Annotated in this window: 23 protein-coding genes; 9 read left to right on the top strand and 14 right to left on the bottom strand. The window is 61.6% G+C overall.

Features of this window, described 5'->3' with window-relative positions; translation table 11 throughout:
• The first annotated feature begins 37 nt into the window (after positions 1–37).
• The 7 genes from fabD to gmk all read left to right on the top strand — a co-directional run bounded on the left by fabD (position 38) and on the right by gmk (position 6,623).
• The gene (gene fabD, locus FFM53_RS05220; RefSeq protein ID WP_138387634.1) at positions 38–982 is read left to right on the top strand and encodes an ACP S-malonyltransferase; all 945 of its coding nucleotides are present in this window, start codon (positions 38–40) and stop codon (positions 980–982) included.
• Positions 983–1,033: 51 nt separating this feature from the next.
• Entirely contained in the window at positions 1,034–1,771 is a 738-nt protein-coding gene (gene fabG / locus FFM53_RS05215; RefSeq protein ID WP_128401248.1) for a 3-oxoacyl-[acyl-carrier-protein] reductase, read from the top strand.
• A gap of 286 nt (positions 1,772–2,057) precedes the next feature.
• The gene (locus tag FFM53_RS05210; protein WP_003547058.1) at positions 2,058–2,294 is read left to right on the top strand and encodes an acyl carrier protein; all 237 of its coding nucleotides are present in this window, start codon (positions 2,058–2,060) and stop codon (positions 2,292–2,294) included.
• A 93-nt stretch (positions 2,295–2,387) separates the two neighbouring features.
• A complete protein-coding gene (fabF, locus tag FFM53_RS05205; protein WP_138387633.1) occupies positions 2,388–3,650 on the top strand; it encodes a beta-ketoacyl-ACP synthase II in 1,263 nt (420 codons plus the stop codon).
• A 183-nt stretch (positions 3,651–3,833) separates the two neighbouring features.
• The gene (mltG, locus tag FFM53_RS05200) at positions 3,834–5,051 is read left to right on the top strand and encodes an endolytic transglycosylase MltG (protein WP_138328367.1); all 1,218 of its coding nucleotides are present in this window, start codon (positions 3,834–3,836) and stop codon (positions 5,049–5,051) included.
• Positions 5,052–5,069: 18 nt separating this feature from the next.
• Positions 5,070–5,957, top strand: a complete 888-nt coding sequence (locus FFM53_RS05195) for a YicC/YloC family endoribonuclease (RefSeq protein ID WP_029872960.1) — start codon at positions 5,070–5,072, stop codon at positions 5,955–5,957.
• A gap of 3 nt (positions 5,958–5,960) precedes the next feature.
• On the top strand, positions 5,961–6,623 hold the full coding sequence (gmk, locus tag FFM53_RS05190; protein WP_138387632.1) for a guanylate kinase: 663 nt from the start codon (positions 5,961–5,963) through the stop codon (positions 6,621–6,623).
• Between the two features lie 44 nt (positions 6,624–6,667).
• Here gmk and rsmA read toward each other — a convergent pair whose 3' ends face one another.
• From rsmA to FFM53_RS05155, 7 genes are all read right to left on the bottom strand, one after another.
• A complete protein-coding gene (gene rsmA / locus FFM53_RS05185; RefSeq protein WP_138387631.1) occupies positions 6,668–7,495 on the bottom strand; it encodes a 16S rRNA (adenine(1518)-N(6)/adenine(1519)-N(6))-dimethyltransferase RsmA in 828 nt (275 codons plus the stop codon).
• Complete coding sequence (gene pdxA / locus FFM53_RS05180; RefSeq protein ID WP_138387630.1) at positions 7,495–8,523, bottom strand: 4-hydroxythreonine-4-phosphate dehydrogenase PdxA; 1,029 nt, start codon at positions 8,521–8,523, stop codon at positions 7,495–7,497. Before pdxA ends, rsmA begins: the two co-directional genes overlap by 1 nt.
• Positions 8,524–8,529: 6 nt before the next feature.
• A complete protein-coding gene (locus FFM53_RS05175) occupies positions 8,530–9,474 on the bottom strand; it encodes a SurA N-terminal domain-containing protein (protein ID WP_138387629.1) in 945 nt (314 codons plus the stop codon).
• Between the two features lie 184 nt (positions 9,475–9,658).
• Entirely contained in the window at positions 9,659–11,986 is a 2,328-nt protein-coding gene (locus FFM53_RS05170; protein ID WP_138387628.1) for an LPS-assembly protein LptD, read from the bottom strand.
• Positions 11,986–13,074 carry an LPS export ABC transporter permease LptG gene (lptG, locus tag FFM53_RS05165; RefSeq protein ID WP_011651253.1) on the bottom strand — a complete coding sequence of 363 codons (1,089 nt, stop codon included), beginning with the start codon at positions 13,072–13,074 and terminating at the stop codon, positions 11,986–11,988. The genes FFM53_RS05170 and lptG overlap by 1 nt, the downstream gene beginning before the upstream one ends.
• Positions 13,071–14,252, bottom strand: a complete 1,182-nt coding sequence (gene lptF / locus FFM53_RS05160) for an LPS export ABC transporter permease LptF (RefSeq protein ID WP_138328360.1) — start codon at positions 14,250–14,252, stop codon at positions 13,071–13,073. Before lptF ends, lptG begins: the two co-directional genes overlap by 4 nt.
• Before the next feature lie 100 nt (positions 14,253–14,352).
• The gene (locus tag FFM53_RS05155; RefSeq protein WP_138387627.1) at positions 14,353–15,126 is read right to left on the bottom strand and encodes a phosphatase PAP2 family protein; all 774 of its coding nucleotides are present in this window, start codon (positions 15,124–15,126) and stop codon (positions 14,353–14,355) included.
• Between the two features lie 144 nt (positions 15,127–15,270).
• Between FFM53_RS05155 and FFM53_RS05150 the strand changes: the two genes are divergently transcribed.
• Together FFM53_RS05150 and FFM53_RS05145 are read left to right on the top strand one after the other, a co-directional pair.
• Positions 15,271–16,761: a leucyl aminopeptidase gene (locus FFM53_RS05150; protein WP_138387626.1), complete on the top strand. Its 1,491-nt coding sequence runs from the start codon at positions 15,271–15,273 to the stop codon at positions 16,759–16,761.
• Positions 16,761–17,210 carry a DNA polymerase III subunit chi gene (locus FFM53_RS05145; protein WP_138387625.1) on the top strand — a complete coding sequence of 150 codons (450 nt, stop codon included), beginning with the start codon at positions 16,761–16,763 and terminating at the stop codon, positions 17,208–17,210. Before FFM53_RS05150 ends, FFM53_RS05145 begins: the two co-directional genes overlap by 1 nt.
• Positions 17,211–17,328: 118 nt before the next feature.
• Here the strand turns inward: FFM53_RS05145 and FFM53_RS05140 are convergent, their stop codons facing one another.
• From FFM53_RS05140 to FFM53_RS05110, 7 genes are all read right to left on the bottom strand, one after another.
• On the bottom strand, positions 17,329–17,832 hold the full coding sequence (locus tag FFM53_RS05140) for a hypothetical protein (protein ID WP_138387624.1): 504 nt from the start codon (positions 17,830–17,832) through the stop codon (positions 17,329–17,331).
• Positions 17,833–17,904: 72 nt separating this feature from the next.
• Positions 17,905–18,831, bottom strand: a complete 927-nt coding sequence (locus FFM53_RS05135; RefSeq protein ID WP_138387623.1) for a Gfo/Idh/MocA family protein — start codon at positions 18,829–18,831, stop codon at positions 17,905–17,907.
• 98 nt (positions 18,832–18,929) lie between these two features.
• Positions 18,930–20,972 carry a prolyl oligopeptidase family serine peptidase gene (locus FFM53_RS05130; protein WP_138387622.1) on the bottom strand — a complete coding sequence of 681 codons (2,043 nt, stop codon included), beginning with the start codon at positions 20,970–20,972 and terminating at the stop codon, positions 18,930–18,932.
• Between the two features lie 130 nt (positions 20,973–21,102).
• Positions 21,103–21,948, bottom strand: coding sequence for a polysaccharide deacetylase family protein (locus FFM53_RS05125; protein ID WP_138387621.1), 846 nt, complete (start codon positions 21,946–21,948; stop codon positions 21,103–21,105).
• A 178-nt stretch (positions 21,949–22,126) separates the two neighbouring features.
• Positions 22,127–24,010 carry an ABC-F family ATP-binding cassette domain-containing protein gene (locus FFM53_RS05120; RefSeq protein WP_138387620.1) on the bottom strand — a complete coding sequence of 628 codons (1,884 nt, stop codon included), beginning with the start codon at positions 24,008–24,010 and terminating at the stop codon, positions 22,127–22,129.
• A 158-nt stretch (positions 24,011–24,168) separates the two neighbouring features.
• The gene (locus tag FFM53_RS05115) at positions 24,169–25,224 is read right to left on the bottom strand and encodes a GGDEF domain-containing protein (protein WP_138387619.1); all 1,056 of its coding nucleotides are present in this window, start codon (positions 25,222–25,224) and stop codon (positions 24,169–24,171) included.
• Between the two features lie 198 nt (positions 25,225–25,422).
• Complete coding sequence (locus FFM53_RS05110) at positions 25,423–25,932, bottom strand: DinB family protein (RefSeq protein WP_138387618.1); 510 nt, start codon at positions 25,930–25,932, stop codon at positions 25,423–25,425.
• Positions 25,933–26,038: the final 106 nt, after the last annotated feature.

Here is a 26,038-nt window from a genome sequence, read left to right as displayed (position 1 = left end):
GGGGCGTATTCAGGGGCATGAGCCAGGGAACATGAGAATGACCATTGCTTTCACTTTTCCCGGTCAGGGCAGTCAGGCCGTCGGCATGGGCAAGGATCTCGCCGAGAATTTTGCCGAAGCCCGCGCCGTTTTCCAAGAGGTCGATGAGGCACTCGGTGAAAAGCTTTCGGACGTCATGTTCAACGGTCCCGAGGATACGTTGACCTTGACCGCGAACGCCCAGCCGGCGCTGATGGCCGTCTCGATCGCCGTCGTCCGCGTTCTCGAAGCCAAAGGGCTGGATCTGAAGTCCAAGGTCGCTTACGTCGCCGGCCACTCGCTCGGCGAATATTCGGCACTTTGCGCCGCCGGCACCTTTTCGCTCGCCGATACTGCACGGCTGTTGCGCATCCGCGGCAATGCCATGCAGGCCGCCGTCCCCGTCGGCGTCGGCGCCATGGCCGCGATCATCGGCCTCGAACATGCCGACGTCATTGCCGTCTGTGATGCAGCGTCCGCCATCGGCGCCTGCCAGATCGCCAACGACAATGGTGGCGGCCAGATCGTCATCTCGGGCGAGAAGGCAGCCGTCGAAAAGGCGGCCGCCCTTGCGACCGACAAGGGCGCCAAGCGCGCCATTCTGCTGCCGGTCTCTGCTCCCTTCCATTCGACGCTGATGGCGCCGGCCGCCGACGCCATGCGTGAAGCGCTGGCAACGGTCGCCAAATCCGATCCGGTCGTGCCTGTCATCGCCAATGTCCGTGCAGCCCCGGTGACCGGCGCCGACGAGATCGCCAGCCTTCTGGTCGAGCAGGTGACCGGTCAGGTCCGCTGGCGTGAGACGGTGGAATGGTTCGCCAGAAACGGCGTCACGACGCTTTATGAACTCGGTTCCGGCAAGGTGCTGACCGGACTTGCCCGCCGCATCGACAAGACGATCAACGGCATCTCTGTCAACGGTCCGGCGGATATCGACGCGGCCGTCGCCGCCCTCATGGCCTGATTGGTATCCCCGGACACCGGATTTGGTGTCCCTGTTATAAGGAACGTTTCCATGTTCGATCTTTCCGGCCGCAAGGCTCTCGTCACAGGCGCATCGGGCGGTATCGGCGAGGAAATCGCCCGCCTTCTTCATAAGCAGGGTGCCATCGTCGGCCTGCATGGCACCCGCGTCGAGAAGCTGGAAGCGCTGGCCGCCGATCTCGGCGAGCGCGTCAAGATCTTCCCGGCCAACCTCTCCGACCGCGATGAGGTCAAGGCGCTCGGCCAGAAGGCCGAGGCCGATCTTGAAGGCGTCGACATCCTCGTCAACAATGCCGGCATCACCCGCGACGGCCTGTTCGTGCGCATGAGCGACGAGGACTGGGACAGCGTCATCGAAGTGAACCTGACATCGACCTTCCGCCTGACGCGCGAATTGACGCATCCGATGATGCGCCGCCGCTATGGCCGCATCATCAACATCACCTCCGTCGTCGGCGTCACCGGCAATCCGGGGCAGGCCAATTACTGCGCCTCCAAGGCCGGCATGATCGGCTTCACCAAGTCCCTGGCGCAGGAAATTGCCACCCGCAACGTGACGGTCAATTGCGTGGCGCCCGGTTTCATCGAGAGCGCCATGACCGGCAAGCTGAACGACAAGCAGAAGGAAGCGATCATGGGGGCGATCCCGATGAAGCGCATGGGCACGGGTGGCGAGGTCGCTTCGGCGGTTGCTTACCTTGCGTCCTCCGAGGCTGCCTATATGACGGGCCAGACGCTGCACGTAAACGGCGGCATGGCGATGATCTGAAACGACAAACCGCTGGCATGGGAATAATTCCGCCAATAGCATGTTGAGCAATCACGAACCGTTGATTTTCTGGCTTTGCGGCAGACATAAAGCATGTTAAGCGGGCCATGACTGTAAACAGTCGTCCCGAGAAAGCAGACGGACCGGCGGGCTTTTTGCAAGCCTGGGACATCTCTGAAGCCGGGTAAACGAGTTTGCCGAGGATGTCTGAAAACATCGCAGGCTGAAACAGGGTAGGGGTGCCGCGATGGCATTCCGATCAGGACATAAGGTCGAGGAAACCGACATGAGCGATATCGCAGAACGCGTAAAGAAAATTGTTATTGATCATCTTGGCGTTGATGCCGACAAGGTCGTCGAGAGCGCCAGCTTTATCGACGATCTGGGCGCTGACTCGCTCGACACGGTCGAACTTGTCATGGCTTTCGAAGAAGAATTCGGCGTCGAAATTCCTGACGACGCTGCCGACTCGATCCTGACGGTCGGCGATGCAGTGAAGTTTATTGAGAAGGCCCAGGCCTGATCCTGTGAATTTGAGAAAGGGCGGGCCTGGAGTCCGCCCTTTTCTTTTCGGCATATTTCTCCATAGAACATAAGAGACGGGGGAAAGCACGCGATGAGACGTGTCGTCATCACTGGTACCGGCATGGTATCACCCTTGGGATGCGGAACCGAGGTGACGTGGTCCCGGCTGCTTGCCGGTCAGAACGGCGCCCGCCTCGTCACCGAATTCGAGGTCGACGACCTTCCCGCCAAAATCGCCTGCCGCATTCCTATCGGTGACGGCACCGACGGCACCTTCAATGTCGATCAGTGGATGGAGCCGAAGGAGCAGCGCAAGGTCGATCCCTTCATCATCTACGGCATGGCTGCCGCCGATATGGCGCTTGCCGATGCCGGCTGGCATCCTGAAACCGATGAAGACCAGATCGCCACCGGCGTGCTGATCGGCTCCGGCATCGGCGGCATCGAAGGCATCGTCGAGGCGGGTTACACCCTGCGCGACAAAGGCCCGCGCCGCATCTCCCCCTTCTTCATTCCCGGCCGCCTGATCAACCTCGTCTCCGGCCAGGTCTCGATCCGCCACAAGCTGCGCGGACCCAATCATTCGGTCGTCACCGCCTGCTCGACGGGTGCGCATGCGATCGGCGATGCTGCGCGCTTGATTGCGCTTGGTGATGCCGACGTCATGGTCGCCGGCGGCACGGAATCCCCCGTGAGCCGCATTTCGCTGGCAGGCTTTGCCGCCTGCAAGGCGCTGTCGACCCAGCACAACGACGATCCGCAAAAGGCGTCGCGCCCCTATGACCGCGACCGCGATGGCTTCGTCATGGGCGAAGGCGCCGGCATCGTCGTGCTCGAGGAACTGGAACACGCCAAGGCGCGCGGCGCCAGGATCTACGCCGAAATCGTCGGCTACGGCCTGTCGGGCGACGCCTATCACATCACCGCACCCTCCGAAGACGGCGAGGGCGCCGGCCGCTGCATGACGATGGCGCTGAAGCGCGCCGGGCTGACGCCGGCCGATATCGACTACATCAATGCCCACGGTACCTCGACCATGGCCGACACGATTGAACTCGGCGCCGTCGAGCGGCTGGTCGGCAATGCGGCGTCGAAGATCTCCATGTCCTCGACCAAGTCGGCGACAGGACACCTTCTTGGTGCTGCAGGCGCGATCGAGGCGATCTTCACCACGCTCGCCATTCGCGACAATATCGCGCCGCCGACGCTCAATCTCGACAATCCCGAACGGGAGACGGCGATCGATCTTGTTCCGCACAAGGCGCGTGAGCGAGACATCAATGTGGCGCTGTCCAACTCGTTCGGGTTCGGCGGCACGAACGCGTCGCTCGTACTGCGCCGTTACGCGCAATAAGAGTCCTGCAAGCGGTGTGACGGGTCTCCATTGCACCGCAAACCGGCCGTCTTCTACGTTGCGTAAGGGGGCGTGCGAAAGCATAACGACCGTCAGCGGCGTCGTTGAACGGCGGCAGAACCTGCTTTTGCCGCATTGCTTCGCGAAATAGCGAAGTGAGGGTCAAGTTTTAGAGGATTGCCGGTGAGCGATACGACGAACCAGAGCAACGATACCCAGGCGCAGAAGGGACCGATTATCCCGAAGTCGCCGAGCGAAGCCCTGCGTCCGGAGCGCGTTCCGGAGCCGCCGAAGCGGTCCAAGAAAGCCCGCGGCCAGGTCGTTCTTTTCCTGAACTTCATCATGACGATGGCGGTTCTGGTCTGCGTCGTCGCCGTCATCGGCTTTTACTACGCCACATCGACCTATCGGAACCCGGGTCCGCTGCAGACCAACACCAATTTCATCGTCCGCAACGGCGCTGGTCTGACCGAAATCGCCTCGAACCTCGAGCGCAACGCGATCATTAGCGATGCCCGCATCTTCCGCTACCTCACGGCAACGCATCTTTCTGCCGGAGAGAGCCTGAAGGCGGGTGAATACGAGATCAAGGCGAGGGCCTCCATGAGGGATATCATGGAGCTGCTGAAATCGGGCAAGTCCATTCTCTATTCCGTTTCCTTCCCTGAGGGTCTGACGGTCCGCCAGATGTTCGACCGCATGCTGCAGGATACTGTGCTGGAAGGCGACTTGCCGGCGGCATTGCCGACCGAGGGCAGCCTGCGTCCGGATACCTACAAATTCTCGCGCGGCACCAAGCGCTCGGAAATCATCGAACAGATGGCGGCTGCGCAGCAGAAGCTCGTCGATCAGATCTGGGACAAGCGCGACCAGTCGCTGCCGCTGCGATCCAAGGAGGAGTTCGTGACACTCGCCTCGATCGTCGAAAAGGAAACCGGCGTTCCCGACGAGCGAGCCCATGTCGCCTCCGTTTTTCTGAACCGGCTCGGCAAGGGTATGCGCCTGCAGTCCGACCCAACGATCATCTACGGCCTCTTCGGCGGCGAGGGTAAACCGGCCGACCGGCCGATCTACCAGTCGGACCTGAAGCGGGACACACCTTACAACACCTATGTCATCAAGGGTCTGCCGCCGACGCCGATCGCCAATCCCGGCAAGGATGCGCTGGAAGCCGTCGCCAATCCCTGGAAGACGCAGGATCTCTATTTCGTCGCCGACGGCACCGGCGGCCATGTTTTCTCTGCGACGCTCGAGGAGCACAACGCCAACGTCAAGCGATGGCGCAAGCTCGAAGCCGACAAGGGTTCGGACCCGAACATCGCAGTCGACGGCCAGCCGGAAGAGCAGCCGGCGGACAATGGCGCGACCGTCGCGCCGCCGAAGAAAAAGAAGATCAACTGAGACTTTCGGGAGGCTCGCATGGCTTTGCAGTCCATGACCGGTTTTGCGCGGCGCGAGGGAACGAGCGGCCGCTGGCGCTGGGCATGGGAACTGCGCTCGGTCAACGGCAAAGGTCTCGACCTGCGCCTGCGCCTGCCGCCCGGTCTCGAACGCATGGAGGCAGAGGTCCGCCGCCTCGCCGGTGAAAGCTTCAGCCGCGGCAACCTGCAGGCATCGCTATCCGTCAGTGCCGACGAGAACCGTTTCGAGGCGGTGCTGAACAAGGAGGCTCTTGCCGCCGTGCTGGCCATGCGCGAGCAGTTGGACGGTGTCATCGATCCGGCGCCGCTGAAGCTCGATACGCTGCTTCTGGTGCGCGGCATCGTCGAATTCCGCGAAAGCGAGGATGGCGAGGAGGCGCTTGCCGCCCGTGACGCCGATATCGCTGCCGGCCTGCTGGCCGCGCTTGCCGATCTGAGAGCGATGCGCGAACAGGAAGGTTCGGCGCTGGCCCGCATTCTTCACGACCACGTCACGACGATCGAGGGCCTGACACGGACGATCGAGGCCGATCCGTCGCGCTCGCCGCAGGAGATCGCCGCGCGGCTTGCCGCTCAGGTCGCCCTGTTGATGGACGGCATGGCCGCGCTCGACCGCGACAGGCTGCATGCCGAAGCCGCGCTGTTGGCGACCAAGGCGGATCTACGCGAGGAAATCGATCGTCTGAAGGCTCATATCGCCGCAGCGCGCGATCTCCTGGTGAAAGGTGGCCCCGCCGGGCGCCGGCTGGACTTCCTTGCACAGGAATTTAACCGCGAATCGAATACCATCTGCTCGAAGTCGAATGCCTCGGCGGTCACCGCTGCCGGCATCGAGCTGAAAGTCGTGATCGACCAGTTCCGCGAGCAGGTCCAGAATTTGGAGTAAAACATGAAACCGGCGAAATCCTCGCCCGTGCAAATCGCCCGCCGCGGTCTGATGCTTGTCATCTCGTCGCCATCAGGCGCCGGCAAGTCCACCATCGCGCGCACGCTGCTGGAGACCGACAGGCAAATCGGCCTGTCCGTCAGCGTCACCACGCGCCAGCGTCGCCCGAGCGAAGTCGAGGATGTGCATTACCACTTCAAGAGTGTGCGCGAGTTCGAGCGGCTGCGCGACAGCGACGCGCTGCTCGAATGGGCCGAGGTGCATGGCAATTTCTACGGCACGCCGCGCGAGCCGGTCGAGCAGGCCATGGGCGAAGGCCGCGACATGCTCTTCGACATCGACTGGCAGGGCGCTCAGCAATTGCAGGAGAAGATGTCGGCCGACGTCATCTCGATCTTCGTGCTGCCGCCCACCATGACCGAGCTCCAGTCGCGGCTGCATCGTCGTGCCGAGGATTCCGAGGAGGTCATCCAGACGCGTCTCGCCAACAGCCGCGCCGAGATCGCCCACTGGCGCGAATACGACTATGTCATCGTCAATGACGATCTCAACGCCGCCCTCGACGCCGTCCAGTCGATCGTCAAGGCCGAACGCCTGCGCCGCGACCGCCGCCATGGCATGTTCGACTTCGTCCGCGAGTTGCTGGAAGAGACGCCGTCGCTTTAGGGTAAACTCCTGGGAAAACCGCTTCGCACCTCGCTGGAACTGCCCTACAGGCTGTTTGCGAGAAGGCAGAATTCCTCGACGGACAAGGTTTCCGCCCGACGCGCCGGATCGATCCCGGCCTTGACGAGCAGGCTCTCGCCGCCGAGGGATTTCAGGCTTTGGCGGAGCATTTTGCGGCGCTGGCCGAAGGCCGCCTGTGTCACCTTTTCCAGATTGGCGACAGCGCAGGGGATCGGGGATTCGCGGGGGGTCAGTTGCACGACCGTCGACGTCACCTTCGGCGGCGGCGTGAAGGCTTGCGGCGGCACGTCGAAGGCCATGCGTGCCTCCGTCCGCCAGCCGCAGAGCACGCCGAGACGGCCGTAATGATCGTCGTCTTCGTTGGCGACGATACGCTCGCCGACCTCCTTCTGAAACATCAGCGTCAGCGACTGCCAGAACGGCGGCCAGGCTTTCGGCAGCAGCCAGTTGACCAGCAACTGCGTGCCGACATTATAGGGCAGGTTGGCAATGATCTTGATCGGGCCTTGCGGCGCCAATGTCTCGAAATCAATCTTCAGCGCATCGCCTTCGATCACCTCCAGCCGGCCGGGATAATGATCGGCGATCTCGGCGAGTGCCGGCAGGCAGCGGGGATCCCGCTCGATGGCGATGACCTTTCTGGCACCGAGCGCCAGGATCGCCCGCGTCAATCCGCCAGGGCCAGGGCCGACCTCAACGATGGTCGCCTCTTCGAGTGTGCCCGCCGTGCGGGCGATCTTCTGCGTGAGGTTGAGGTCGAGCAGGAAGTTCTGCCCGAGCGCCTTGCGCGCATCGAGACCGTGACGCTGGATGACGTCGCGAAGCGGCGGCAGGCCATCGAGTGCTGCCATCAGCGGCGGCTTTCCACACTGCGGCCGAGCTGGGCGGCGAGCTTCAGCGCGGCAACGAGGCTGTGCTCGCGCGCCAGTCCCTTGCCGGCAATGCCGAAAGCGGTGCCGTGATCCGGCGAGGTGCGCACGAAGGGAAGCCCGAGCGTCACGTTGACGCTGTCGTCGAAACCAAGTGCCTTGGCCGGGATCAGCGCCTGATCGTGATACATGCAGACGGCGACGTCGTATCGCGCCCGCGCCTCGTCATGAAACATCGTATCGGCGGGCAGGGGGCCGATCGCATCGATGCCCTCGTCGCGCAGGCGCTCGATCGCCGGACGGATGACATCCTCGTCCTCCGTACCGATCGCCCCGCCTTCGCCTGCATGCGGGTTGAGGCCGGCAACGGCAAGCCGCGGCGCCTCGATGCCGAAGCGCTGCCTTAGATCTTCATGGGCGATCCTGCAGGTTTCCGTGATCAGGTCGCCCGTCAGCGCCTGCGGCACGTCGCGGACCGGAATATGGATGGTGACGGGAATGGCCCGGAGCTTCGGTCCAGACAGCATCATCACCGGTGTCACCGGCCGGCCGGTCGCCCTGACGGCGAGATCGGCGAGAAATTCGGTATGGCCAGGAAACCGGAAACCCGCCTCGTAAAGCACGGCCTTGGCGATCGGATTGGTAACGACTGCGAGCGCCTCGCCGTCAATGACAAGCGACACGGCTTTCTCGATCGACGCGATCGTGCCTTTCGCCGTTGCCGCATGCGGTTCACCGGCCACGACCTCGATACCGGCCGGTATGGTCATGACGGGCAGCGCATCGGCAAACATGCCGGCGGCCTTGCCGGCTTCATCGGTCTCGCGGATCGAGACCGTCAGATTGAGCTGGCGGGCTCTCAACGCCAGAACATCGGGGTCGCCGATCAGGAAGAAAGGCGGCAGCCCGAGTTCACGCCGCCGGAGCCAGGCCATCAGAGTAATATCCGGCCCGATGCCGGCGGGGTCGCCCTGGCTCAGCGCAAGCGGTCGCGAAAACGGTATCGCCATTGTCGGTCAGCGATAGGCGATCTGCGCCTTTTTGCGCAGTTCATCCAGATATTTCTTGCTGTTTTCGTTTTCTGGGCTGGCGTCCTTGCCGCCCTTGGACTTGTCGAGATCTTCCTGGCGGAAGACCATTTCGGCGGCCTGGTCGTCAGAAACCTGCCGCTGGCTGCAGATTGCCAGATATTCGACGCCCTTGTCTGTGACGCGGGTCCCCGTCGTGTTGCCCTTGGCCTGCTCGACCAGCGGCTTCCAATCCGGCGGGATCTCGGGGGCGAGCAGGCGGCCGAGATCGCGCACGGAAACGTCGCGCATCGTGGCAGCAAACACCTTTGCCTGATCGCAGCCCGGAAATTTGGAGCGCGACGCCTCGGCCTCGCCCTTACGCTTGCCGGTGATGGCGCCGCGCTTGGCTTGCGGAATGACGAAGATGATCTGCTGCAGCATATATTCCGTCGTGACCGGCTTCTGCTTGTTGTTCTGCATCATGCGCGAGACGAGATCATAGTTCGACAGCCGCGAGGTCGAGCCGTAGCGGGCGTTGACGACACGCGGCCAGCTCATCTGCACGGCGATGAAACCCTTGAAATGATCGACGCCGACGCCGGCGCGATCGAGGATCTGCGACATCTGCTCGGGGGAAAGCTTGTTGCCGCTCGAAAAGCGCGCGAAAGACGCATCGACGTCCTGCTGCGAAACCGACATACGGACGCGGGTGACTTCCTGCCGCTTGAGCGTCTCGTCGATCAATTGCTCCTGGGCGGTCTTGGCATCGGCCTTCGTATGCTGCAGGCGCAGGAAGGCCTGGCGCTTGGCGACATCGCCGCTGGTGATGGCAGTGCCGTTCACCACGGCCTTGACTTCACTGACCGCAAGCGCTGGACCGGCAAGGCCTGTCAGCAATGCAAGCGCTGCCCCGGCGAGGAACTTGGTTATGGCTTTTTTCGCGTCAATCATCTGTTGACCTCCCGATAGCGCCGCGAGACGTTGTTCGCGGCGTTCTTACCACAGTGCGAGACACGCTGAAATCGCTTCCATCACGGCGCGAAACCCCTATGCCTCAGATACCGACTGGCGGCAATGTCCTGCACAGGCTTACGGCGAAAGAATGGCCTCAGGCCATGTTTGCGCCGATCGCCCGTCATTCGAGGGTGTCGGAACCGATCTTGATGTCGCCGAGCGTGCGGAAGGTCAGCCGTGCGCCGATCGTCCAGTCGCTTCCTGACTCGTCGTCGGAATCTCTGCTGTCCGTATAGGCGATCGTGAAGATCGTGCATTCGTCGTCATAAGAGAGGCCGATCGTCCGCCGACTGATCACATCATTGTTCAGATCCCAGGCAATGCCGCCGAAAATCGACCAGTAATCCTTGAACTTGACGGTGCTGTTGGTCTGGATCTCGTCATTGTCCTCGGCGAAGCCATATTCCGGCTGGGCGCTGAGATGAGTGTAGGTCAGCTGTGTCGAGAAGGTGTCGTTCTGGTAGGCCGTCGTCAGGTCACCGCGGCGGAATTCGAAATCTTTTTCGTCGAGCCGGTAGGAAGCTGCGACGGAAACGCCGTACGGTGTTTCGACGCCGCCAAGGCCGACATAATCGGAGCGGTCGGTTTCAAGGCCCGAATCCGCGCCGACGTTGACGAGGTCATCGGTCGCAAACGAGTTCTGGCCGGCGATCTGATAGGATTGGCCGAAGATGCCGTGCAGCTTGTAACCGCTGTCGAATGTACCGGTGTACTGAACGCCGATATTGGCGCGAGTACCGCCTTCGACCCGGTCGTAGCCCGAGAACTTGTCGCGGTCGAACAGCGAGGTGGCGTCGAAGACGAAGCTTTGGGCATCCTCGTTCGGCAGGCGGCCTGCGAGCTGCTCGTCGGGGCGGGCATAGATCTGTGCGATCGGCTCGAGGATATGGGTGCTATTGTCAGTCGTCATCAAGATCGGATAACGCATCTCCAGCCCGGCTGTGAACATCGAGCGGGTGGCGGAATTGCCGTCGACGTAGTTGCCGGTGTAGCCGGTGGGGTCATCCATGTTCAGCGCGAAGGCATCGCCGCGCGCGGCCAGAAGCGGCGTGATCACCAGGCCGGTCGGCGTGACGTAGGTGCGCTTCCATTGCAGCTCGGCAGTCAGCCGCGAAGTCTGGCCTTTCAGACCGCGGAAACGGTCGAAGCCGTCGACGGTATAGAAGTCGTCATGTGTGCGCGAAATATTCGTCAGATTGACATCCGCCGAAAGCTCGCCGCCGGCAAGCGGTTGCGGCGCCACATAGTGATAGTCGAGCGACGGATAGACGATCGCCTGCTGCTTTTCAGCGGTATTCGTCCGATCGGCATCCTGGACGTCGAAATAGAACGCTCGCATGTCGAAATAATTGCGTTTCCCGAGCCCTGTCAGGTAGATCTGGTTGGTACGATCCGTACCGGTCAGGCCCCGCAGCTTATACGTTTTCGAGAAATTGTTGTCGCTCTGCGTCATGACGTCCCAGCCGAACGTCCAGCGCGGATTGATGCGGAAGTCAGCCTTGGAAGCCACCATGCCACGTTGCTCGGCTTCGGCATCGCTTGTGCCGGAGCTGAAGTTGCCCGGTTTTGCCTGGTCGATGCCGGCGACGCGCAGAATATGCGTGCCATTTTCGAAGCGTTGGCGAAATTCACCTTCGATGAGGAAGCCCTGGGCAGTGTAGCCCGTGGCTGTGACCGTCGCGTCCATGCTCGGCGAGATCACATAGTAATAAGGAACGGAAAGACCGAAGCCGAGATTCTGCGACAGGCTCATCGTCGGAAACAGAAAGCCGGATTTGCGTTTCACCGTATTGTCGGGAACTTCGATGAACGGCAGGAAGGCAATCGGATGGCCGAGCAGCTCGAAGCGCGCTCTCTCCAGACGGATCGTATGCGTCTCGCCGTTCTGGATCACCCGCTGGGCCTTGACCTGCCAGAAAGGGGCGCGCTTCGGATCTTCGGCGCAGGGAAGGCAGGCCGTGTAGACGCCCTTGTTGAGAATCATCATCGTGCCGCCGACGCGCTCGCCGCTTTCGGCAACGATACGCGTGTTGTCGGCGGTCTCGATGCGCAGCGAGTTCAGGAACCCGTCGGCAAAATTGTCGGTCACATCAAGGTTGTCGGCATAGATACGATTGCCGTCCGGGCTGACCAACTCGACATTGCCGAGCGCCATCATCCGGCCGGTCTTCTGATTGTACTCGACCTTTTGCGCGACCATTTTATAGCCGCCATAGTTGATCTGCACGCCGCCGACCGCCGACACCAGATCGGCGTCACGGTTATAGACGAGTTCATTGGCCGAAAGCAGGAGCTTGGCCCCTTCGGGAATATTCTTCTCTATATTTTGTTCGGGCGCGCTGGCCTGGCCGAAAGAGGCCGGGGCGCTGCCGAAATAGGAACATAAAGCCGCACCGACAAGCAGGGCAACCAACTGTTTACTAAAATACTTGCGGTCGCCTGCCGCCACTAGCCGTCCTCCTGATGAAGCAGAATAGTCGCACCCAAGGCCAGCGCGACGACCACCGGTATCCACGTCGCCACGAAGGGGGGCACGACTCCACTGCTTCCGAATGCCTTTACAAGCACGGTGATGACATAAAGCATGAAGCCCGAAAGGATGCCACCCAGAATCACGGAGCGGGATTGGTTGAACCGGCTAAATTTTAGGGACACTGTTGCGGCTATGAAAGTCATGGCCACCAGCAGCAATGGCTGGGACAACAGGGAGTTGAATTGCGTCTCCAGCGCCTTGGTCGAGATGCCGAAGGATTTGGCCGCCGCAATCCGGTTGGAAAGGTCAAAGAAACCAATTGTTTCCGGCGCTGTCAGCCGCTCCTGGACGAAGTCCTGTTTCAGATTGGTGCGAAGTTGAACCGAAGCTTTACGCACGGGGATTTCGCCAGGCTTGCGCTCGACAACCGTGTTAAGTTGCCAGTAACCATCTTCCAATTTTGCAGTGGCGGCGTCCTGTCTCAGAATGACCTGACCGCTTGAATCGAAATGGATCAGCACCGCGTCGATCAGCTTGGTTCCGTTCTCCTGGACCGTCTGGGCGCCGATGATGACATCGTCCCGGCCACTGATCTGGCGCAGCCACGGAATCTGCGGCGCCTTGCGCAGAACCGCGTTCTCGCCGCGCCAGTCGGATTCGACCAGCAGTGCCTGGCGCTGTCCCCAGGCGGCAAGCGGGTTCAGCGCCGCCATCGTCAGCAGGCCGAGCGCCAGCGAGCCGGCGATGAAGGGGAACATGAACTGCCAGACCGAAATGCCGGCGGCGCGCGTGACGACGAGTTCATATTTGCGGTTGAGGCCGATCAGCACCGTCATGCCGACGAACAGCGCGATGAACGGCACCGTCTGCTGCAGGATGAGCGGCAGGCGCACCGCGGTCATCAGGACGCCGCCGCCGATCGTGTAGCCGGGAAGGCCGGACATGCGGCCCGCCGTCTCGCTGAAATCGAGGAGGAAAGAAATCGCCGAGACGCCGATCAGGAACCAGCCCGTCGTCACCAGATAGCGGCGAAAGAAATAACGCGACAATGTCCCGAACATCATTGGGCAGTGCCCCCGCCGGTCCTGCCGGTTGCGGCAAGCAGCCTTTCCTGCATCCGCCTCCAGAAAGACGAAATCCGGTCGCGGATGAACGAAGGCATGACCAGTCGTTTGTGCAGGCCGAGGAAGACGATCGAGATGATGCTGCTGACGATCGGGATGGCGTAGAGGACGGCGATATATTCAGGATCGGTATCGATCTGATTGGCCGCGTAGAAGGCCGCCCATCGCATCGCGAAGGCATAGGCGAGAGCGCTCACCATCGGATGCAGCCGCGCTTCGCGGTGTGAGCGCGCATCGCCGGCGATCGCCAGTGAAAACAGGGCAAAGACGACAGGCAGGATCCAGTCGGTCAGCCGCCGATGCAGTTCGGCGCGGTAGCTTTGCGGCCGGATCGTATAGTCCTTGTCGGCCGGATCCGGATTGAACAGGAACCACAGGTCACGGTCGCTGGCGCGCAGCGTCGCCTGACCGCGATTCTCCGTCATGTCCGAGAGGTCGAAGGAATAGGAATCGAAATTGATGACCGAGACGTTGCCGTCGGGCGTTTTGCGGTGCACTTCGCCTTGATGCATGATCAGCGTCGTGCCCGTGTCGTCGACCGCGCCTTCCTTCGCATAGTAGATCAGTTCGTAGGCCGGGTCGCGCTCGTCGGCGACGAAAAGGCCCTTCAGCATGCGGCCCGCCATCCGCTGTGAGATCTGTACATAGAGGCCTTCATCGAGTTTCCGGAAGGTCTTTTCCTCGATGACCGAAGAGAGGAGGTCAGCATAGGTCTCGGCGATCATCTGGCGCACGACGGTCTTTGCGCGCGGCTCGACGACGTTGTCGACGAAGAAGGAAAAGACGCTGATGACGGCGGCAAGCAGCAGGATCGGCCGGATCAGCACGCTGCGCCGCGCCCCGGCCGCGTCGATGACGGTGAGCTCGGAATCATTGTTCATCGTCGTCAGCGTCTGGGTGATCGCGATAACGAGGGCGAAGGGCAGCACGACAGGAATGATCGACGGCAGAATCATCGTCGCCAGCTTGGCGAACGAGCCGATCGACTGGCCGCTGTCGGTGACCAGATTGATGCGCTGCAGAACCTGAGTCGTCCAAATGATCGCCAGAACGGGCAGGAGCGCCACGAGAAACATCTGGCCGACGCGCCGCAATATGTATGTCTCGAGTAGTTTCATGCCTGCCCTTGAAAGCACCTGCACGCCCAAACGGCCTTGCAGGAGAATCCCTCTACGCTCTTTGTCGCGCTTTTGCGACAAGCTGGTGTCAAAAATTCATTCAAATTTCAGAATTTTTTTGATGCTGTTGCGACTCAGTTAACGCCAGCAATGCGGCGAAGACGACAAGCGACGAAAGCCATCCAAGAACGACGTCGGAAAGGTAGTGCGCGCCGAAGGATAGCCGCATCGCCGGGGTGAGGATCGAGATCGCCGCCAGCGGGGCCGCCACCGCATAACGCAGGGATTTCGGAACGAAGAGCAGAAGACAGAAGAGCCAGCCGGCACTCGCCGCCTCGCCGGAGACGAACGAGCAGTTCGAAACGCATTTTCCGGCAAGCGAACCTGCCTCGACGAAATGCAGTGCACCGCCGAAAATGTCCGTCTGTATCGGCCGCGGCCGACCCCAATGTTCCTTCAGGACGACATTGACGAGCAGCACCGGCCCGATCAGCAGCGTTCCGAGCGCGACTTTGAGCTTTTGCGCACGCTGGGCGTTGAAGGTCGCGCCATGCTGCTGGTAGCATTCGACGAGTTTCCACACCATCACGATCGCCACCACATAGGGCAGGCGGAAGAAGAGAGTGCGCAGCAGGTCGAAGGCCGCGACGTCGCGATAGGGAAAGCCGCCGCAGATGCTCCCGGCAGCAGCAGTCGCGTCGCAATCTGCGCCCACGAAAAAAAGCTGGGAAAAATAGATGTCTATTTCGGGGAAGGCGCGGAAGACGGCAAGCAGCGCCCACCACATCCAAAACAGCAGCATGAATGCACCGAAAGTCGTTTTCGGCAGGCGGATTGCCAGGCCCCGCCATCGATTTTTCGAAAAAACTGTCAACGCGAATATCTACGAAACTGACGAAAACATGAGGGCCGTGATGGCCGTGGGCGACCATAACAATTGTCGCAAGCCATTGACAGACCCGCCAAACGCGAAATTATCCGCGAGGGACGGATTTCAAAGAATCCCAGCGGAGAAGACATGTCAGTAAAGTTGGAAATTTCATTCTCGAAGTCGGCAAAGCTCAATGGCGGCTTGGCGATCCTGTTGAAGACCGCGGAAGCCGACAGCGCTGCCGGCGCCGACACGGTCGACCCGGCAGGCGTAATCGCCAAGGCTGCGAGAATCGCCCGATTCTCCGCGAAATCCATGCGTGCGCTCGATATAGTCGCCCCCGAAGGCGCGCCCGTCGAGCGCATCGTCGTCATCGGGCTTGGCAAGGCCGCCGAACTCACCGCCCATGACTGGCTGAAGGCCGGCGGTGCTGCGGCCTCGAGAATCAAGAACACCGACAAGGCCGCCGTCTTCATCGACGTGCCCGGTCTCGAGACCAACGCGCGGGCTGCCGCCGATTTTGCGCTCGGCATGCTGCTGCGCGCCTATAGCTTCGATACCTACAAGACGAAGAAGAACGACGAGGAAGAAAAACCGGCGAAATCCGTCAAGGTGACGGTCGTCACCGCCGATCCGGGTGGTGCCAAGAAGGCGTTTTCCGATTCCGAAGCGATTGCCGGTGGTGTCAACCTTGCCCGTGACCTCGTCAACGAACCGCCGAACGTGCTCGGTCCCGTCGAGTTCGCCGCCAAGGCCAAGGAACTGGAAAAGCTCGGCGTCGAAGTGGAAATCCTGACGGAGCGCGAAATGCGCCGCCTCGGCATGGGCGCCCTTCTCGGCGTCGCCCAGGGTTCCGTACGTCCGCCGCGCCTGGCGATCATGCAGTGGAAGGGCGGCAAGGGCAAGGATCGCCCCGTCGCCTTCATCGGCAAGGGTGTCGTCTTCGATACCGGCGGCATTTCGATCAAGCCGGCCGCTGGCATGGAAGATATGAAGGGCGATATGGGCGGTGCGGCAGCCGTCACCGGCCTCATGCATGTGCTCGCCTCCCGCAAGGCTGCCGTCAATGCTGTCGGTATCATCGGCCTGGTCGAGAATATGCCTGACGGTAACGCCCAGCGTCCTGGTGATATCGTCACCTCGATGTCCGGCCAGACGATAGAGGTGATCAACACCGATGCCGAAGGCCGCCTCGTGCTCTGCGATGCGCTCTGGTACTGCAACGACCGCTTCAAACCGCAGTTCATGATCAATCTTGCCACGCTGACCGGGGCGATCATCGTGGCGCTCGGCAATGTGCATGCCGGCCTGTTCTCCAATGACGACCAGCTTTCCACCCAACTAACGGCAGCCGGTCTTTCGAGCAACGAAAAACTCTGGCGCATGCCGCTCGGCAGGGATTACGACAAGCTGATCGACAGCAAGTTCGCTGATATGAAGAACACCGGCGGCCGACAGGCCGGCTCGATCACGGCCGCGCATTTCCTCAAGCGCTTCGTGCAGGACACGCCTTGGGCGCATCTCGATATTGCCGGCACGGCGATGGGTTCGCCGCAGGACGAGATCAACCAGTCCTGGGGTTCCGGCTTCGGCGTGCGCCTGCTCGACGAGCTCGTTCGCGCCCATTATGAATCCTGATGACCGACGTTCTCTTCTATCATCTGACTGAATCCAGGCTGGAGGACGCGCTTCCGCCGCTCATCGACAAAAGCGTCGAGCGCGGCTGGCGCGTTGCCGTCCAGACGCGCGAGCCGGCGCGGCGTGATGCTCTCGATCAGCATCTTTGGACTTTCCGCGAGGAGAGCTTCCTGCCGCACGGCACCGACGAGGCGGATTTCGCCGAAAGCCAGCCGGTGCTTTTGACCGTGACGCCGGACAATGCCAATGCGGCGACCGTGCGTTTCATCGTCGACGGCGCCGAGCCGCCGCCGGCTGATGGCTATGAGCGCATCGTCTTCATGTTCGACGGTCACGACCAGGAGCAACTGGACGCCGCCCGTGCGCAGTGGAAGAAGCTGAAAGGCGAGGGACATAACCTCACCTATTGGCAGCAGACTCCGGAAGGGCGGTGGGAGAAGAAGGCCTGAGCGTTTCGCCACGACGCGGCAGTTCCGCGCGTCTTTTCGAGAGCCGCAAAGGACGCTGCAACACTTTGAATTGCGGCATGAAGCCGTCCAGCTTCGCTCTCCCGGCCAGCGAACGCCGCTACCGTTTCGAACCATTATCCTCGTCGAGGTTTGTCAGGATATTGAGGGGTACGATCCCGCCAGCACTTTCCGACGCGTCGAGCGCCTCGACTGCCAAAACATGCTTTCCATTCGGACTGACCAAAGCGAATGCCCACGCCTTGTCGGCAAAGGTGCTGACCGGCATTTCCGCCCAGCCGGCTTGATGGACAAGGCGTTCGGCATAATAGACCTTGATGGTCTGCGGGTCGGTGGTGCTGGCGAGATTGCGCGCCAGGATACGCATGGACTTCTCTCCGAACCGCCCTTCCAGTTGGCCCAGCACCTTGCGGGTGGCCTGCCAATCCTGGGCCTGGGTCGCCGATCCGAAGGAATATTCCTCGGATCGGGAAACGCCCGGTGCATCGGGCGGCATGACGGCCTCTTCGCCTGAACATGCTGCAAGGCCGAGAAGCGGCACCACAAGGGTGCCTATCTTCAAGACGCGGAAAAATCGGCCCTTGCGGCCAATTTTGTTGCTCATGAGCGGCTGCCCCCGAACACGATTGCCATAGGCCGGCAAATCTTGCCGGTTTCTATGACGTTATTGCGACGCTCAATCGTGGAAGGCGTCGACGAATTTCCGCTTGCCGAGCATGAAGGCATCGGCGACGTGGCGCAGCGGCGCGAGATCGACGTCCGATTTGCCGGCCTTGATGATTTCGGCAAAGCGACGGTAGAGCGAGGGATATTCCTGCTCCGGCTCGGCGAATCTCAGCGCGCCGTCGATCAAAAGCTTGGCGCCGCCCTCGGCAAGCACCATCTGGCCGGCTGCCGTCTCCGCGACGATGTCCCAGCTCTGCTTGCCGGTCTGGCGCCAGTCGAATTCGGCGTGAACCGGCAGGCCGTCCGCATTGCGGAAGCGAATGTCGGCCGCGATCGGCGCATCGCGATTCTCGGGAAATTCGAGCACGGCCTCGGTGATGAAGATCGGCCGCGGCAGGATATGGGTGACGATCGACAGCGCGTTGATGCCGGGATCGAAAACGCCGAGGCCGCCGGCCTGCCAGATCCATTCCTGGTTCGGATGCCAGTGGCGGACATCCTCCTTCCAGATCACATGCACGCTTTCAATCGTCGTCGCGGCAAGAAACGCCTTGGCAGCCTCGACGCCCGGCGCATAGCGCGAATGCCAGCTGGCAAAGAGCGACGCACCCTGCTTGTTCGCCAGCGCTTCGAGGTCGGCCACTTCGCTGAGCGTCGCGCCGGGCGGCTTTTCCAGGAAGACGTGCTTGCCGGCGACGAGCGCCTTATAGGCCGCCTCGTAGCGATATTGCGGCGGCATGCAGAGCGAAACGGCATCGATCGAGGGCTCGGCGTCGAGCATCGCTTCGATCGTCGTATAACTCTTGACGCCTTCGACCGTGCCGTGGCGGCTTGCCGTGGCGACGAGTTCGAAATCGGGGTTCTTGGCGATGGAGGGAAGGTGCTGGTCGCGGACGATCTTGCCGACGCCGACGATGGCGAGATTGATAGGAGACATGGTGTTTCGCTCGAGCCTGTATGAAAAGTATGATTATTGACGCGTTTGTATCAGAAAGAGGCGTGCCGACAAGCTCTCCTCCTCCATTCTGTGGCATCCTATCGCATGATGGTTTGGCGAAGGAAGCTGTAACCCATCGCCGCGCGGGCGGCGCGCTCTTCGGAATTGCCGTCGCCGCCATGCCCGCCGGAGCCGAATTCATGGAAGAGCGGCCGGTGTCCTTCTTCCTCCAGCCGCGCGGCAAAGCGGCGCGCATGCGAGGGATGCACGCGGTCGTCATTGGCGGAGCTTTCGATGTAGATCGGCGGATAGCTGACCTTGGTCGCCGGTCCGACATTGTGAAGCGGCGAATAACCGAGCATGAAATCCCGGTCCACCGGCGTCTCCGGATCGCCATATTCGTCCATCCAGGCTTGCCCTGCGGTAAACAGGTGGAAGCGTGTCATGTCGAGAACCGGCACCTGGCACCAGACGGCACCGAAATCGTCGGGATAGCGCGTCAGCATCACGCCGGTCAGCAGGCCGCCATTGCTGCCGCCCTGGCAGGCAATCCGCGACGGCACTGTATAGCCGCGGGCGACGAGATCGCGGGCGATGGCGACGAAATCGGCAAACGCCCGGTCTCGCCCCTGCCGCTTGGCGCTGCGATACCAGTCGGGCCCGAATTCGCCGCCGCCGCGAATATAGGCCTGCACATAGGCGCCGCCTTGTTCCAGCCAGCGTCCTGTCACGCCGGAATAGCTTGGCGATAACGGGACATCGAAGCCGCCATAGCCATAAAGCAGCACCGGCAGCGCGCCCTTGGTCCATTGCTTCGGCAGGACTAGCCGATAGGTAACCCTCGTTCCGTCCTCCGAAACAGCCTCCAGCAGTTCGGATGACATATCGGTCGGATCGAAATAGCTCGGCGCCGCGGCGACGAAAATCGGTTCGGCCTGCTTGCTGCGATCCGACAGCTTGAGGCGGTAACAGACGGGCGGCTGCAGGAAGCCCTGGCCGACGATGTGGAGCGTATCGTCGCCAAGATGCAGATCTGCATGAAGTGGCCTGAAGTGAGCCGTCTGCATATCCGCCGGCAGTGCGATCTCGCGCTGTTCGGCATTGGGCCTTGTCAGGTCCAGCACCATGAGACGCGGACGCAGCCGATCGGAGATGATGAAGACGCACCACTCCTGCATCAGCATCATCTGCGCGATGGACTGGCCCTCGCCAGGCTGAAACAGGATCCGCTCCAGCCCGAGCAGGGCCGTCTCCGAGGCGGGATCGAAGCGTTGCAGCACGAGGCTGCCGGTCGCAACGCGTTCGTCGGTCTTTGCCCGCCAAAGGCAATGATCATGATTGAACTGGAAATCGGCTTCCTTAGGCAGATCGATGCGCCGCTGTGTGCCGTCGTTGGCGATCAGGAAAGCGCTCGCGACGCCGATCTCGTGGGCGGCGACGAAAATATCGATCAATCCGCGATCCGCCGAAGCGCCTGATAGGGCAGGGTCGATGACGAGATTGAAGCCGTAGACGTCCTCGTCTGCTGCTTCGAACATGACGGCGGCATCTTCCGGTCGCTGCCCGCGCTTCAATCGCCGTCCGACGCGCGGCCATCCGGAGCGGGTCGCCGAAAATCTGTCGATGGAACCGAAATAGCAGATTTCATCACGGCTCAGCCAGGTGGCATGTGATCGTGCGGCCGGGGTATCGAAGCCGCCCTCGACGACCTGTTTCCGCTCGGCGTCGAATTCGAGCAGCCGGAGAAGGTCGGAGCCGCCGTCCGAAAGTGTGAGCAGCACCCGCATCGGCTCCCATGGGCAGGTAACGGCGCCGCGCCAGTTCCAGCGCTTGCCTTCCCGGAGGCAGAAGGCGTCGAGGTCGAAGACCGGCTCCCAGCCGGCGTCCGGCAGCGGCTCCTGATCTGCCGGCAGGCGGAGCCAGATGCCGAGAGGATTGTCCTTGCTCTGGCGGAAATCGAACAGCCACTCGCCTCTGCGCATCGGAACGATCAGCCTGTCCTGCCGCTCGATCAGCGCCTTGATCGCGTCGCGATCCCTCTCGAATTCAGGTGTTCTCAGAGCCGCGTCGGAAACCCGGTTGTGCTCGTCGATGAACTGGCGGGTGCGCGGATCGTCGTCCGTTTCGAGATGAAGGTTCATATATGACCTGCCGGCTTCTGTTGACGTCGGACAGATCTAGGCAGCCGGTCCCGACTTGGCAACCCGCGTTATAGCGCCGCGCGTCTCTTCAGACTCGCGAAGGACGCTGACACTTTGAATCTAAGCATCGCTAGCGGATCGTCACGAAATCGGCCGAGGCGACGACGGTGTTCGGCACCTCGGTCTTCTTGAATTTCAGCGTCACCACCTTGTAGCCTTCGGCTTCGAGCCTCGAGAGCAGGTTCGGCAGCATCGTCACCGTGCGTTTGTGGATGTCGTGCATCAGGATGATGCCGCAGCCGCGCTTGTGTAAAAGGTTCATCGTCCGCTGCGTCGCGGAGACCCGCGTCGTGGTGAAATAGTCCTTGCTGTCGATGTCGACATCCATGACCACCATGTCGCGCATGGCGATCGCGGCGCGCAGCCTGTGGCTCTCGGCAAGATAGGGGAAGCGGAAGAAGGAGACATCGGTTCCCGTCGCCTTGGTCACCGCCAATTCACCCTTGATCACCTCGGCCATTGCCGCGTCGAAACTCAGCGAATTCAAGTTGGCGTGGTCATAGGTGTGACTGCCGATCGTGTTGCCGTCCTCAGCGACCTTGCGGGCGAGCGCCGGATGCCGCTCGGCCATTTCGCCGACCATCATGAAGGCACCCTTGACGCCGAACTGGTCGAGGATTGCCAGCACCTTGTCCGTCCGGCCGGGGATCGGGCCATCGTCGAAGCTCAGGATCACTTCCTTGTCCTGCAGCTTGAGATCGGAAAGCGAGGAAACCTCCAGCGTCCGCCCGGCCAGATGATGCGGGCCGGTAAGGCGCGGCGTCGCATCGTCGCCGGTATAGGCAAGCGCCCGTCCCTCGGGCGCGATTACCGAGGAGGTCTTGATCGAAGTATCGGGAGAGGCTTGTCTGGTGGTGCTGCAGGCGGAGAGGGCGGCCGTGAGGGCCATGCAGTACAGAAGGAAAAAACGATACATGGAAAGGGCTCAACAAATCGGTAACGAATGTTGAAACAACCTTTCGGATTATGGTTAACGATCGGTTGATAATGGCCGAAATTGCGTTGATACGCGGCACTTCGCCACGCTTTCGCTAGAGCATGATGCCGAAAAGTGTGAGCCGTTTTCGGGCGACATCCTGTTCTAAGGCCTGTGGCTATCCCGCCATCGCTTCTTCGTATTCGGCCGACAACATCAGCCAGTCTTCCTCGGCGGCAGCGAGTTTTGCCGCGGCCTCGCCGCGTTGCTTCACCTTTTCGGCCGCCTTGGCGGGTGTCTTCTCGTAAAGGGCCGGATCCGCAAGTTCCATATCAAGCGCCTGAATCTGTTTCTCCAGCTTCGCCGTCAAGGATTCGATTTCGTTGATCTTTTTCCTGAGCGGCGTCAGCGAGGCGCGACGTTCGGCATTGAGCTTGCGCTGGTCGGCCTTCGACGTCGCGTCTTCAGTTAGCTGCGGCTTTTCTTCTTTTTTTTTACCTGAGGTAACGATGAGGTCGCGGTATTCGTCCATGTCGCCTTCGAAGGTCGTCACCGTACCGCCATTGACCAGCCACAGCCGATCGACCGTCGCCTCGATCAGATGGCGATCATGCGAGATCAGGATGACGGCGCCTTCGTAGTCGTTCAGCGCCTCGATCAGCGCGCGGCGGCTGTCGATGTCGAGGTGGTTGGTCGGCTCGTCGAGGATCAGCAGGTTGGGCGCATTGAAGGCGGCAAGCCCCATCAGCAATCGGGCTTTTTCGCCGCCGGAGAGATCTTTGGCGGCCGTCGCCATCTTTTCGGTCGCAAGCCCCATCTGGGCGACGCGGGCGCGCACCTTGGCTTCCGGCGCGCCGGGCATCAGCCGGCGCACATGCTCCACCGGCGATTGCTCGGGAATGAGGTCGTCGAGCTGATGCTGCGCGAAGAAGCCGATCTTCAGGCTCGGCGCGATCTTCACTTCGCCGCTCTCCGGCGCCAGCCTGCCGGAGATGAATTTGGCGAAAGTCGATTTGCCGTTACCGTTCGAGCCGAGCAGGGCGATGCGGTCATCATTGTCGATGCGCAGATTGAGGTTCTTCAGGATCGGATTGCCGGGCTCGTAGCCGACGGCGCCGCTCTGGATCGCGACGATCGGCGAAGCCGGCTGCTTTTCCGGCTCAGGAAAAGTGATCGGCTGGACGTGGTCCTCGATCACCGCGGCGACCGTTCCCATGCGCTCCAGCGCCTTGACGCGCGATTGCGCCTGCCGGGCCTTGGAAGCCTTGGCCTTGAAGCGATCGATGAAGCCCTGCAGATGTTTGCGCGCCGCGTCGTTCTTGGCCTTGGCCTTCGTCTGCAACTCGTCGGCTTCCGCCTTCTGCCGCTCGAACTGGTCGTAACCGCCGCGATAGAAGGTGAGCTTCTTCTGGTCGAGATGGACGATCGCATTGACCGCGTTGTTCAGGAGATCGCGATCATGGCTGATGATGATGACGGTGTGCGGATAACGCCTGACATAGTCTTCCAGCCACAGCGTGCCTTCGAGGTCGAGATAGTTGGTCGGCTCGTCGAGCAGGAGCAGGTCCGGCTCGGAAAACAGCACGGCGGCGAGGGCGACGCGCATGCGCCAGCCGCCCGAGAAGGAGGAGGCGGGGCGGGCCTGCGCGTCCTTGTCGAAGCCGAGGCCGGCAAGAATGCTCGCCGCGCGCGCTTCGGCCGAATGCGCATCGATATCGACGAGGCGCATCTGGATTTCGGCGATGCGATGTGGATCGGTTGCCGTTTCCGCCTCGGCAACGAGGGCGGTGCGTTCCTTATCCGCGGCAAGCACGATCTCGATCAGTGCGTCCTCGGTCGCCGGCGCTTCCTGCGCCACTTGGCCGATGCGTGCGGCCTTCGGGATCGACACCGTTCCGCTCTCCGAGCCGAGATCGCCGGTGATGACGCGAAAAAGCGTGGACTTGCCGGCGCCGTTGCGCCCGACGAGCCCTGCCTTCGTGCCTGAAGGCAGCGAAACGCTGGCATTGTCGAGAAGCAGGCGCCCGGCGATGCGGGCAGAAATATCGGTGAGCGTGATCATGGCCGGCGTTTTGGCCGAAAGCGCTCGCCAAGGCAAGAGCGCTTATCCCCGCACCAAGCTTGCTTGTGCGCTGACAAGCTTGCTTATCCCCGGGACAAGCTTGCTGGTCCCATGGCAAAGCGCGCTTGTCCCGCGGCAAAACTGCTTCGTCCGCCGCCTCAGCGGCCGAAAGCCTGCACCGGTTGTCGGGGGTTCGACTGCGCGGCGAGAAGCGCCACGCGGGCATTGGCCTGCAATTGTCCCGGGGTTGCCGCATCGGTGCTGAGCGCCACGCCGATCGAGATGGTGAGCCTGCCGGGATCGGCCTTGTCGGATGTCGCAAAGACCAGATTGTCTTCAACGGAGGCGCGCAGGCGTTCGGCAATCGTCATCGCATCCTGCATGCCGACATTGGAAAACAACAGGGCGAATTCGTCAGCCTCTGTGCGGGCGACGAAATCGTTTTTCTTGACCGACTTGCTGAACAGGCCGGCGAGCTTCTTCAGGAGCTTGTTGCCGGCCTGGGTGCCGTATTTGTCGTTGAGATCGGTGAAATTGTCGATATCGACCATGATCAGCGCGCTGCCGGCGGCACCTTCTTCTCGCTTGTAGAGATCGGCGATCGTCCGGTTCAGTGCGATGCGGTTTGGAAGTCCGGTGATCCTGTCGGCGATCGCGGCCGATTGCATCGCCGAAATGCCGCGCTCCAGCGTTTCGAGCGTCTTGATATCGTCCAGCAGCTTCGCGCCGATTTCCATCTCCGCCGCAAGAACGGTCGAAAGCGAGGCAGTGAGGTAGTCGATCTCGCTGAGGAAGGCGGCAAGGCTCTGATCGTCATGGCCGGACACGGATTTCAGGATCGTGCCGCAGGCGCGCGCAAAGGCGTTCTTGTGCTTCAGCCCTTCGGCAAGCCTTTCCGCCACGTCGCGCAGCATCCGGCTCGCCTCGTTTCGGGATGTCTCGCCCGCCAGCCCGCAATGGCCGACGAGGCGGTATTTCAGGCCGAGTTCGTCGAGCATCGGCTGCTGCGGATGGGACCCGAGTGCCGCGATATCCTGCGCAAGCCCGGCATTGAGCCCGATGATCGCCTCGTGAAAGAGCTCGTAGTTGCGCGGGAGTGCCGCGACGTTGAGGCGCGCCATATGCTTGGCGATCTTCTGAATATCCGCCATCGGCGCGGCGCGCGCAGCCTCGCGCGGCACCAATGCGTTTGCGTTTGCGCTTGCATTCTGCATGACGATCCCTTGCAGCCCGGCCTCATCTCTCACATCCGCTATGCCCGCAAGCTTTTAAGAGAGGCTGAATTTTCAACGGGAAGCCCGGGATTCGCGGGTGGAACCGGCAAAGGCGGTTAATTCAGTCTTGATGGCCGGAACATGATGCCGAAAATTGTGAGTGGTCATCATGTTCTAGCGTTTAACTTAGATCGGGCCTCACATCCATTCGCGGCCCTCGCTGCGCAGGAAGTAGATGAGATCAAGCGTGAGGCTCGGCTTGCCGAGCGCCGTCAGCGTCATGTGGCACTGGCCGCGATGATGGGTCTGGTGGTTGAAGAAATGCGCGAGCGCTGACGACAGAGGCTGGGTGATCTCGGCCGGCTGCACCACCGTCACATAGGTGAAGTTGGCGGCAAGCGCCGCCTCGTCCAGCATGCCCGTCCAGGCAATGATACGCTCGTCCTCGGCTTTGCGGGCGGCGGCAAGCGTATCCCGATCTTCGAAGAGCACGGCATCGAGTGTCGTCGGTGCTTCGCCGGTGCCGGTGAAGCGCTTCATCCATATCCGGTCGGCAACGATCAGATGATTGAGCGTGCGATGCAGCGAGCCGAAGAAGGCGCCGCAATCATTGCGGAACTCTGTATCGCTAAGTTCGGCCGCAGCTGCATAGACTTGCGTGTTGGCCCAGCGATTATAGGCGGCGAACATCCTGTAATGTCTGAGCATTCCGTCCCTCCCGGTTTGGTCGCGGCAGTCTAGCTCGTTTTCCCGGAAATCGCAGTGATGCGCCCATGAAATTTCCTGATTTGATCGCGGCCGCTTTCTGTCGTCG

It is taken from the genome of Rhizobium indicum, from assembly GCF_005862305.2.
GTDB classification, from domain to species: domain Bacteria; phylum Pseudomonadota; class Alphaproteobacteria; order Rhizobiales; family Rhizobiaceae; genus Rhizobium; species Rhizobium indicum.
This window is presented reverse-complemented; position numbering and strand designations above follow the sequence as displayed.